Consider the following 9,751-nt stretch of genomic DNA (forward strand, 5'->3'; position numbering starts at 1 on the left):
GATTATGATCTGGTGGATTTTTTGGTAGATATCTCAATGGATGCCGCAAAGGCGGTGGTGTCGGGGGTAGTGATTGGGGTAATTGGCGGGATAGCGATATTATTTAGTGCACCAATACTCTTTACTACTGTCTGCATCGTTATATCAGGATTCGTTCTTAATGCAAAATTAAACTCTCTTGATGAAAACGCAGGATTGTCAGATTCATTAAAAGAAAAATTGCGAGATTATATTTTTCATCACAAACATACAATTGAATATTATGATTTCAATTCACCATACCTTTACTCTTTTTAAGGAAATGATATGAATAATATCTATATGCGCTTGATAGCTATTCTTGTCATTGCTTTTTTCCTTTGGATTCTTGACACACAATTCTTTGGATACGTAATGACTGATTTTTTATCTATCATAAAAATGGGTGATATTGTTTCCTATAATCATACATTTGTACTGATAGGCGGAATACCTACGATGATTTTGATGACTATCAGTTTCGTCAGAATACTGTTCAGCAAAAGCTTAAAATATAAAAACTTTCCCAAATCGATTGAGACTTGGGTTACATGTGCCGTCATTATACCTTTTGCAATAGGTTTGATTGCTGACTGTATTGTACCTTTTTTTTTCTGGCATCGTCATACACCCGTTGCCCCCAGGAACATTTGGATGATTATCATGTCGTTGACATTTCACTCTGCGAAACCATCATAGATAACCGTAGATTTTGGTAATAGCCTCATGCAGATGCTTCTTTTGTGCATAACAATACCAATCTTTAAACCTGATTATGATCTGGTGGATTTTTTGGTAGATATCTCAATGGATGCCGCAAAGGCGGTGGTGTCGGGGGTAGTGATTGGGGTGCTAGTTACTGGAGTATTGGCAATACTTAGTGTTCCTGTAGTAATCACAACTCTTGGCATTATTATCGTAGGATTATTTTTCAACTATGGATTAAATTACCTAGATGATAAAATAGAGCTATCAGCTTCATTAAAGAACAAACTTCGCGACTATCTTCACCATAGTAAACATGAAAATTATGGTTTTAATAGCCCTTATTTTTACTCTTTTTAAGGAAAGCGAATGACTAAGCTCCATCTGCGCCTGATATCTTTTTCTCTTACTATTTTTTTCTGTAGTCTCCTTTATATGATATTCACTGGGAGCATAATGGAAAATTTTCTTTCACTAATTAGAATGGGTGATGTAATCTCCTATAACAAAAATACATGCGCAATAGTAGGAGGAATACCAACAATACTTATATTTTCAATGTTTTCTGTTTTCGCCTTATTTAGTAAGGAAGGCCGTTTGAAAAAACTGCCCACTACAATAGAGTTATGGATGACAATGATTGTAGTAATTTCCTTTCTCATTGGCATTATTGCTAACTGTCTTATTCCCTTTTTATTTCTTGGATTATCATACACATCCTGCCCCCAGAAGAAGCTTCATGATTTCTACGTTACAGATATCGAACTATGCAAAACTATCGTAGATAAACGCGGCTTGTGGTAACGGATTCATCATACTTTTATTCTTTTTAAGGAAGTGATATGAATAAAATCTATATGAGCTTGATAGATTCCCTTCTCTCAACCCTAGTGATTTACATCCTAACATCTCATATCGGGTTCGTTAATGAGTAATAGTTATCTCTAATAAAAATGGGTATAGAACTCTGCAAAAATCATAGTCACTAATGATTTACATTAAAAATTATCACTAACAGTAACAATTAAGATAATTCTATAAGCGCAAATCATGCCTCGTCAGAGGGTGTTCAATCACCGCCTCTGGTCAAACATTTCAACAGCAGCGCATCCTGACACCGGTTTCAGTACGTGTCTATCATCTTAAGATTTTGTGACCAAGTGCAAAATAAGACAGTCCAATGCCGGACATAACTTGCAATAAATCTTAATCTATCCGACCTTATATCTATTAATTACGAAGCGCAAAAAAAATCGCATTTCCCCATTTCCTCACAGTGAAGTGATTACTATGTTGATTCCGTCTAAATTAAGTCGTCCGGTTCGACTCGACCATACGGTGGTTCGTGAGCGCCTGTTGGCTAAACTTTCCGGCGCGAACAATTTCAGGCTGGCCCTGGTAACAAGCCCTGCGGGCTATGGGAAAACCACGCTTGTTTCACAGTGGGCAGCCGGGAAAAACGAGTTAGGCTGGTTCTCGCTGGATGAAGGCGACAACCAGCAGGAGCGATTCGCCAGTTATTTAATTGCCGCGCTTCAGCAGGCAACGGGCGGGCATTGCTCCACCAGTGAAGTCATGGTGCAAAAACGCCAGTACGTCAGCCTGACCTCCCTTTTCGCGCAACTCTTTATTGAGTTGGCTGAGTGGCATCGCCCGCTTTATCTGGTCATTGATGATTACCATCTGATCACAAACCCGGTGATCCACGACGCGATGCGCTTTTTCCTGCGTCATCAACCCGAAAATCTCACGCTGGTCGTGCTGTCGCGTAATTTACCGCAGCTCGGCATCGCTAACTTGCGCGTTCGCGATCAGCTGCTGGAAATCGGCAGCCAGCAATTAGCCTTTAACCATCAGGAAGCAAAACAGTTCTTTGACCGCCGTCTGTCCTCGCCTATCGAAGCCGCCGAAAGCAGCCGGATGTGCGACGACGTCGCCGGTTGGGCAACCGCGCTACAGCTTATCGCCCTTTCCGCCCGCCAGAACAATAACTCCGCGCACCAGTCTGCGCGACGCCTGGCGGGAATCAACGCCAGCCATCTGTCCGATTACCTGGTCGATGAAGTGCTGGACAACGTGGACGTGAGTACCCGGCATTTTCTGCTGAAAAGCGCCATCCTGCGTTCGATGAACGATGCGCTGATCGTGCGCGTGACGGGCGAAGAGAACGGGCAGATGCGTCTGGAGGAGATTGAGCGTCAGGGGCTGTTCCTGCAACGCATGGACGATACGGGCGAATGGTTCAGCTATCACCCGCTGTTTGGCAGTTTCCTGCGTCAGCGTTGCCAGTGGGAACTGGCGACCGAGCTGCCGGATATCCACCGCGCTGCCGCCGAAAGCTGGATGGCGCAAGGTTTCCCCAGCGAAGCCATTCACCATGCCCTGGCGGCGGGCGATGCGCATATGCTGCGCGATATCCTGCTGAATCATGCGTGGGGGCTGTTTAACCACAGTGAGCTGGCGCTGCTGGAAGAGTCGTTAAAGGCCCTGCCGTGGGAAAGTTTGCTGGAAAACCCGCGGCTGGTTCTGTTGCAGGCATGGCTGATGCAAAGCCAGCACCGCTACAGCGAAGTGAATACCCTGCTGGCGCGCGCTGAGCAAGAAATTCAGGGCATGATGGACGGTACGCTGCATGCGGAATTCAACGCCCTGCGCGCTCAGGTCGCGATTAACGACGGCAACCCGGATGAAGCGGAACGTCTGGCAAAACTGGCGCTGGATGAGCTGCCGATCGCCTGGTTTTACAGCCGTATTGTCGCCACCTCCGTACACGGCGAAGTGCTGCACTGTAAAGGCGATCTCTCCCGTTCACTGTCGCTGATGCAGCAAACTGAGCAAATGTCGCGTCATCATGACGTCTGGCATTACGCCCTCTGGAGCCTGCTCCAACAAAGTGAAATTCTCTTCGCCCAGGGCTTTTTGCAGGCCGCCTGGGAAACCCAGGAGAAAGCGTTCCAGCTGATTAAAGAGCAACATCTCGAACAGTTGCCGATGCACGAGTTCCTGATGCGCATTCGCGCGCAGCTTCTGTGGGCATGGGCGCGTCTTGACGAAGCGGAAGCCTCCGCCCGCAGCGGTATTGATGTGCTTTCCGCATTCCAGCCGCAGCAGCAATTGCAGTGTCTGGCGCTGCTGGTGCAGTGCTCGCTGGCGCGCGGCGATCTGGATAATGCCCGCACGCAGTTGAACCGTCTGGAGAACCTGCTGGGCAACGGCCAGTATCACAGCGACTGGATTTCCAATGCCGATAAGGTTCGCGTGATTTACTGGCAGATGACGGGCGATAAGAAGTCCGCCGCCAACTGGCTGCGTCATACGCCGAAACCAGAATTTGCCAACAACCACTTCCTGCAAGGCCAGTGGCGTAATATCGCCAGGGCGCAGATCCTACTGGGTGAGTTTGAATCCGCAGAGATTGTGCTGGAAGAGCTAAACGAGAACGCCCGTAGCCTGCGTTTAATGAGCGATCTTAACCGTAACCTGCTGTTGCTTAATCAACTGTACTGGCAGGCCGGACGTAAAAACGACGCCCAGCGGGTGTTGCTTGATGCGCTGCAACTGGCGAACCGTACCGGTTTCATCAGCCACTTTGTGATTGAAGGCGAAGCGATGGCGCAGCAACTGCGTCAGTTGATTCAGTTGAATACGCTGCCGGAGCTTGAACAACATCGCGCACAGCGCATCCTGCGGGAAATTAACCAGCACCATCGACATAAGTTCGCCCATTTTGACGAAGGCTTTGTGGAGCGGCTGTTAAATCACCCGGACGTACCGGAGCTGATCCGCACCAGCCCGCTAACGCAGCGTGAGTGGCAGGTTCTGGGGCTGATCTATTCCGGCTACAGCAACGAGCAAATCGCCGGCGAGCTGGCGGTTGCGGCCACGACCATCAAAACGCATATTCGCAATTTATATCAGAAGCTCGGCGTCGCGCATCGTCAGGATGCCGTACAACATGCGCAGAGGCTTTTGAAAATGATGGGGTACGGGGTGTGATGATTGCCCGGTGGCGCTTACGCTTACCGGGTCTACAATCACGATCAGCACAACTCTAACTGAATATGGTGGTCGGTAAGCACCTGCAATACCCCTGCTGGCGGCGTCATATCGGTATAGACGGCATCCACCAGGCTAATGCTGCCCATATTCACCATCGCATTACGACCAAACTTAGAGTGATCCACAACCAGCATAACATGGCGTGAATTTTCAATAATCGCGCGTTTCGTGCGTACTTCGTGATAATCAAATTCCAGCAGCGACCCGTCGCTGTCGATACCGCTGATCCCCAGAATGCCAAAATCCAGGCGGAATTGAGAGATGAAATCGAGCGTCGCTTCGCCAATAATGCCGCCGTCACGGCTGCGAAGCTCACCGCCAGCGAGAATAATGCGAAAATCCTCTTTCACCATCAGCGTGTTCGCCACGTTGAGATTGTTGGTCACAATGCGCAGGTTACTGTGATCCAACAAGGCATGCGCCACCGCTTCCGGCGTCGTGCCGATATCGATAAACAGCGTTGAACCGTTGGGGATTTGCGTGGCGACTTTCCGCGCAATACGTTCCTTCTCCGCCGTTTGCGTCGCTTTACGATCGTGCCACGGCGTGTTTACCGAGCTGGAAGGCAACGCCGCGCCGCCGTGGTGGCGCAGGATCATATTCTGCTCCGCCAGGTCGTTGAGATCCCGACGGATGGTTTGTGGGCTGACGGAGAAATGTTCCACCAGTTCTTCAGTGCTGACGTATCCCTGCTTTTTTACCAGTTCGATGATAGCGTCATGACGTTGTGTCTGTTTCATTGTTATTCCCTGGAATTTTGCCGGATGGCGACGCCTGGCGTTTTATCCGGCCTACCGACCGTGCATTTTTAGTAGGCCGGATAAGGCGTTTCGCCGCCATCCGGCGCAACCCCAATCATGTTCGTTTTCGCGCATTCACCGTGTCAGCAAATGCCATCGCCAGCCCCACGGCCAGCCCGGCGATGTGCGCACCGTTCGCCATCGACATGCCAAACACATCAAACCACCCGGCAACAATCCAGATCAACGCAAAAGCAATAAGCCCACGCTGTAGATATATGCCGCTTTGCGGATCGCGTTCACCACGTAGCCAGGCGTAGCCCATCAGCGCGTAAACCACGCCGGAAAGCCCACCAAACCACGGGCCGCTGAACTTCTGCTGTACATAACCGCTCAGCAATGCGCTGATGACGGTAATAACGATCAGTTTTCCGCTGCCCAGACGTTTTTCCACCGCCCCGCCGATATACCACCACCACAACAGGTTGAAGAGGATATGCATTAACGAGAAGTGCATAAACGCATGGGTGAAATAGCGCCAGAACTCAAATTTCAGTGACGGATCAAACGGCCACGCCAGCCACACCATGACGCTCTGCGCGCCGACGATGCTCATCACAACGAACACCAGGATACAGGCGATCATAATAAGCCAGGTGACCGGGCCCGCCCTCTCGCGCAATGTGGCGATAAACGGGAAACGGCGATAGTGCAGCCCGCTGCCGGTATGACCGGACTGCCAGCTTGCCGCCAGATAACGCGGATCGGCGGGATTTTCCAGAAAGCGCGCCAGCTCCGCCCGCACGCGCTCAGCCTGAGATTCGTCCGCCAGCCAGACATCGCTTTGATGATGTTGTTGAATCGTCAGGATAACGCCCTGCGTCGCCATGTAATCAACAAATGCCTGCGCCACGCGGGGGTTAGCAAAAGAGGTAATCATCAACATTGTTGCTGTCGCTTAGTCCACACAAAAGAGGACAGTATATAGGCCCTTCCGGCTTCAGGCTGCATCTTTGTGGGCTTAAGCGCCAAATGCCACCTCTGAGGGGAAATGGCGGTGCCAGGCATCAAACCCGCCATCAATACTGTAAACCGCGTCATAACCCTGTTGTAGCAGGTACTGTGCCGCGCCTTTGCTGCTATTGCCGTGATAGCACATCACCATCACCACGGTATCGAAATCATGGTCGCGCATAAACGCGCCCAGCGTATCGTTGGTCAGATGGAACGCCTGCGGCGTGTGGCCCATCGCATAGCTTTGCGGATCGCGGATATCCACCAGCACCGCCGTTCCCTGGTGCAGTTTCTGGTGAGCTTCTTCGACATTAATACATTCAAACTGATCCATGAGTCTCTCTTTCTTTTATATGCAGGCTTTATATGCAGATGGCTATTTTACCGTTCAGTGTACGTCGCCGGGGTAAGTAAACGCCATAATGTTATATGTATCACTCTAAAATGTTTTTTCGATGTTACCACCAGCTCGTTTTTTTGCTATTATGCTCGATAACGAACATTTTTGAGCTTTAACGAAAGTGCAAGAGGGTAGCATGGAAACCAAAGATCTGATTGTGATAGGCGGGGGCATTAACGGTGCGGGTATCGCGGCAGACGCCGCCGGACGTGGTTTATCCGTGCTCATGCTGGAAGCGCAGGATTTGGCCTGTGCAACCTCTTCCGCCAGCTCTAAATTAATTCACGGTGGCTTGCGCTACCTTGAACACTACGAATTCCGCCTGGTCAGCGAAGCGCTGGCCGAACGTGAAGTGCTGCTGAAAATGGCGCCGCACATCGCCTTCCCGATGCGCTTCCGCCTGCCTCACCGCCCGCACCTGCGCCCGGCATGGATGATCCGAATTGGTCTGTTTATGTACGATCATCTGGGCAAACGCACCAGTCTGCCCGGTTCAACCGGTTTGCGTTTTGGCGCAGATTCGGTGCTGAAACCGGAGATCGTGCGCGGTTTCGAATATTCTGACTGCTGGGTAGACGATGCGCGTCTGGTTCTGGCAAACGCCCAAATGGTGGTGCGTAAAGGCGGGGAAGTGTTAACCCGTACCCGAGCGACCTCTGCCCGTCGTGAAAACGGTCTGTGGATCGTAGAAGCGAAAGATATCGATACCGGTAAAAAGCACACCTGGCAGGCGCGTGGTCTGGTCAACGCCACGGGGCCGTGGGTAAAACAGTTCTTCGACGACGGTATGCACCTGCCTTCACCCTACGGCATTCGTCTGATCAAAGGCAGCCACATTGTGGTGCCGCGCGTGCATACGCAGAAACAGGCTTATATCCTGCAAAACGAAGATAAGCGTATCGTATTTGTGATTCCGTGGATGGATGAGTTCTCAATCATCGGCACCACTGACGTGGAGTACAAAGGCGATCCGAAAGCAGTGAAAATTGATGAAAGCGAAATCAATTACCTGTTGAAGGTCTATAACGCGCACTTCAAGAAACAACTGGGCCGAGACGATATCGTCTGGACCTACTCCGGCGTGCGTCCACTGTGCGACGACGAGTCCGATTCTCCGCAGGCGATCACCCGTGACTACACGCTGGATATCCACGATGAAAACGGCAAAGCGCCGCTGCTGTCGGTATTCGGCGGTAAGCTGACCACTTATCGTAAGCTGGCCGAACACGCGATGGAAAAACTGTCGTCCTATTACCAGGGCATTGGCCCGGCCTGGACTAAAGAGTGCGTGCTTCCTGGCGGGGATATCGGCGGCGATCGTGAAGATTACGCGGCCAAACTGCGCCGCCGCTATCCGTTCCTGACGGAGTCGCTGGCGCGTCATTATTCCCGTACCTACGGCAGCAATACCGAGTGGATACTCGGCGAAGCCACCTCCGTTGCCGAGTTAGGTGAAGATTTCGGTCACGAACTTTACGAAGCGGAGTTGAAGTATCTGGTGGATCACGAATGGGTACGTCGTGCGGACGACGCGTTGTGGCGCCGCACCAAAGAAGGGATGTGGCTCAACGCCGAGCAGCAGTCCCGCGTGAGCCAGTGGCTGGCGGAATATATTGGCAAACGTCAGTTGTCGCTGGCGTCGTAATCTTCATAAAGGAGGGCGGCTTCCGTAGCCCCTCCTTAATTTTCACTATCCCCCCCACCTTAATTTCTTTCCTTGTGAAAGCCGTATAATGACGATGTTTCATACTCCTTCTAAACGTTTTCCTATTTTCAGTTAATCCGGCTTCTTCCTCTACGCGTCCCGCTTTCACAGGCGTATGGTACTTTGGGATGATATTTCACGGAGAGATTCTTATGTCACAGCAGGGACTGCGCTTTACGCTGGAAGTGGACGGACTCATGGTGACGGACACCGCTGTCGTCAGCTTCACTCTCCACCAGAGTCTCTCCACGCCCTTTTTACTCAGTGTCGATATTGCCAGCAGTCTGCCTGACCTCACCGCCGTCAGTTTCCTCGAAAAAAACGCCACCCTGACCATCTGGCTGGGTGATATCCCGCAGCGCCACCTTCACGGCATCATTACGGGCATGGAAACCGGGGAAAACAACAACTGGCAGATGAATTACACCCTGACCCTTTCTCCCCCGCTCTGGCGCTGTGGCCTGCGCCAGAACTTCCGCATCTTTCAGCAGCAGGATATTCAGGCCATTTCCGCCACCCTGCTCACTGAAAACGGCGTCACCGGATGGGTGCCTTCCTTTTATGAGCCTCACCCGGCGCGGGAGTTCTGCGTTCAGTATGGGGAAACCGACCTCGGCTTTCTCACCCGGCTGTGGGCTGAAGAGGGCATTTTCTTCTTTGACTGGTTCCACCCTGTGGGGCCGGAACAAAAACTGGTGCTCTGTGATGACGTCGCCGGTGTCTCCACCCTCGGCTCCCTGCCCTTTAACCCGAATACCCGCGAAATCTCCACGGAATGCATCAGCGAGTTCCACTACCGGGCGCAGGTGCGTCCTTCATCGGTGGAAAACCAGGATTACACCTTTAAAACACCCGGATGGCCCGGCTGGTTCAGCCACCAGGCCACGAACCTGAACGGCCAGCGCACGCAGTATGAAATCTTCGACTGGCCGGGACGCTTCAAGGACGAGCAGCACGGTCAGGCTTTCGCCCGCTACCAGGCTGAAGGCCACCGGCATGATGCTGAAACCGCAGCCTGTGTGAGCAACTCCCCGAAACTGTGGCCCGGAAAACGTTTCACCCTCACCGGCCACCCTTCATCCACACTGAACCGGGAGTGGCAGGTGACAG

9 protein-coding genes and 1 pseudogene are annotated in these 9,751 nt (G+C 51.4%); 7 read left to right on the plus strand and 3 right to left on the minus strand.

What is annotated here, in order from left to right:
* The 5 genes and pseudogenes from OGY62_RS02045 to malT all read left to right on the plus strand — a co-directional run.
* A pseudogene (locus OGY62_RS02045) lies at positions 1 to 297 on the plus strand (hypothetical protein); the annotation flags it as partial.
* A gap of 9 nt (positions 298 to 306) precedes the next feature.
* Complete coding sequence (locus tag OGY62_RS02050) at positions 307 to 717, plus strand: hypothetical protein (RefSeq protein WP_058668202.1); 411 nt, start codon at positions 307 to 309, stop codon at positions 715 to 717.
* Between the two features lie 27 nt (positions 718 to 744).
* Complete coding sequence (locus tag OGY62_RS02055) at positions 745 to 1,083, plus strand: hypothetical protein (protein WP_058668203.1); 339 nt, start codon at positions 745 to 747, stop codon at positions 1,081 to 1,083.
* Between the two features lie 123 nt (positions 1,084 to 1,206).
* Complete coding sequence (locus tag OGY62_RS23360) at positions 1,207 to 1,527, plus strand: DUF1240 domain-containing protein (protein ID WP_491844656.1); 321 nt, start codon at positions 1,207 to 1,209, stop codon at positions 1,525 to 1,527.
* Between the two features lie 486 nt (positions 1,528 to 2,013).
* On the plus strand, positions 2,014 to 4,719 hold the full coding sequence (gene malT / locus OGY62_RS02060; RefSeq protein ID WP_012135526.1) for an HTH-type transcriptional regulator MalT: 2,706 nt from the start codon (positions 2,014 to 2,016) through the stop codon (positions 4,717 to 4,719).
* A gap of 44 nt (positions 4,720 to 4,763) precedes the next feature.
* Here the strand turns inward: malT and OGY62_RS02065 are convergent, their stop codons facing one another.
* The 3 genes from OGY62_RS02065 to glpE form a co-directional block, all read right to left on the minus strand.
* On the minus strand, positions 4,764 to 5,522 hold the full coding sequence (locus OGY62_RS02065) for a DeoR/GlpR family transcriptional regulator (RefSeq protein WP_012135527.1): 759 nt from the start codon (positions 5,520 to 5,522) through the stop codon (positions 4,764 to 4,766).
* Between the two features lie 115 nt (positions 5,523 to 5,637).
* Positions 5,638 to 6,468: a rhomboid family intramembrane serine protease GlpG gene (glpG, locus tag OGY62_RS02070; protein ID WP_012135528.1), complete on the minus strand. Its 831-nt coding sequence runs from the start codon at positions 6,466 to 6,468 to the stop codon at positions 5,638 to 5,640.
* A gap of 75 nt (positions 6,469 to 6,543) precedes the next feature.
* The gene (gene glpE / locus OGY62_RS02075; RefSeq protein ID WP_012135529.1) at positions 6,544 to 6,870 is read right to left on the minus strand and encodes a thiosulfate sulfurtransferase GlpE; all 327 of its coding nucleotides are present in this window, start codon (positions 6,868 to 6,870) and stop codon (positions 6,544 to 6,546) included.
* 202 nt (positions 6,871 to 7,072) lie between these two features.
* Here glpE and glpD point away from each other — a divergent pair, with 202 nt between their 5' ends.
* Together glpD and tssI are read left to right on the plus strand one after the other, a co-directional pair.
* Positions 7,073 to 8,581 carry a glycerol-3-phosphate dehydrogenase gene (gene glpD, locus OGY62_RS02080; protein ID WP_286458951.1) on the plus strand — a complete coding sequence of 503 codons (1,509 nt, stop codon included), beginning with the start codon at positions 7,073 to 7,075 and terminating at the stop codon, positions 8,579 to 8,581.
* Positions 8,582 to 8,793: 212 nt separating this feature from the next.
* A partial coding sequence (tssI, locus tag OGY62_RS02085; RefSeq protein ID WP_286458953.1) for a type VI secretion system tip protein TssI/VgrG occupies positions 8,794 to 9,751 on the plus strand: 958 nt, incomplete at its 3' end.

The sequence above is a fragment of the Citrobacter sp. CK198 genome (genome assembly GCF_030333295.1).
In the GTDB taxonomy this organism is placed as follows: domain Bacteria; phylum Pseudomonadota; class Gammaproteobacteria; order Enterobacterales; family Enterobacteriaceae; genus Citrobacter_B; species Citrobacter_B koseri.

What these genes read in the sequence shown, in the direction of transcription:
- glpE (WP_012135529.1), bottom strand. Translation starts at nt 6,870, where the DNA reads ATGGATCAGTTTGAATGTATTAATGTCGAAGAAGCTCACCAGAAACTG.
- OGY62_RS02065 (WP_012135527.1), bottom strand. Translation starts at nt 5,522, where the DNA reads ATGAAACAGACACAACGTCATGACGCTATCATCGAACTGGTAAAAAAG.
- glpD (WP_286458951.1), top strand. Translation starts at nt 7,073, where the DNA reads ATGGAAACCAAAGATCTGATTGTGATAGGCGGGGGCATTAACGGTGCG.
- OGY62_RS02050 (WP_058668202.1), top strand. Translation starts at nt 307, where the DNA reads ATGAATAATATCTATATGCGCTTGATAGCTATTCTTGTCATTGCTTTT.
- malT (WP_012135526.1), top strand. Translation starts at nt 2,014, where the DNA reads ATGTTGATTCCGTCTAAATTAAGTCGTCCGGTTCGACTCGACCATACG.
- OGY62_RS23360 (WP_491844656.1), top strand. Translation starts at nt 1,207, where the DNA reads ATGGGTGATGTAATCTCCTATAACAAAAATACATGCGCAATAGTAGGA.
- OGY62_RS02055 (WP_058668203.1), top strand. Translation starts at nt 745, where the DNA reads ATGCAGATGCTTCTTTTGTGCATAACAATACCAATCTTTAAACCTGAT.
- glpG (WP_012135528.1), bottom strand. Translation starts at nt 6,468, where the DNA reads ATGTTGATGATTACCTCTTTTGCTAACCCCCGCGTGGCGCAGGCATTT.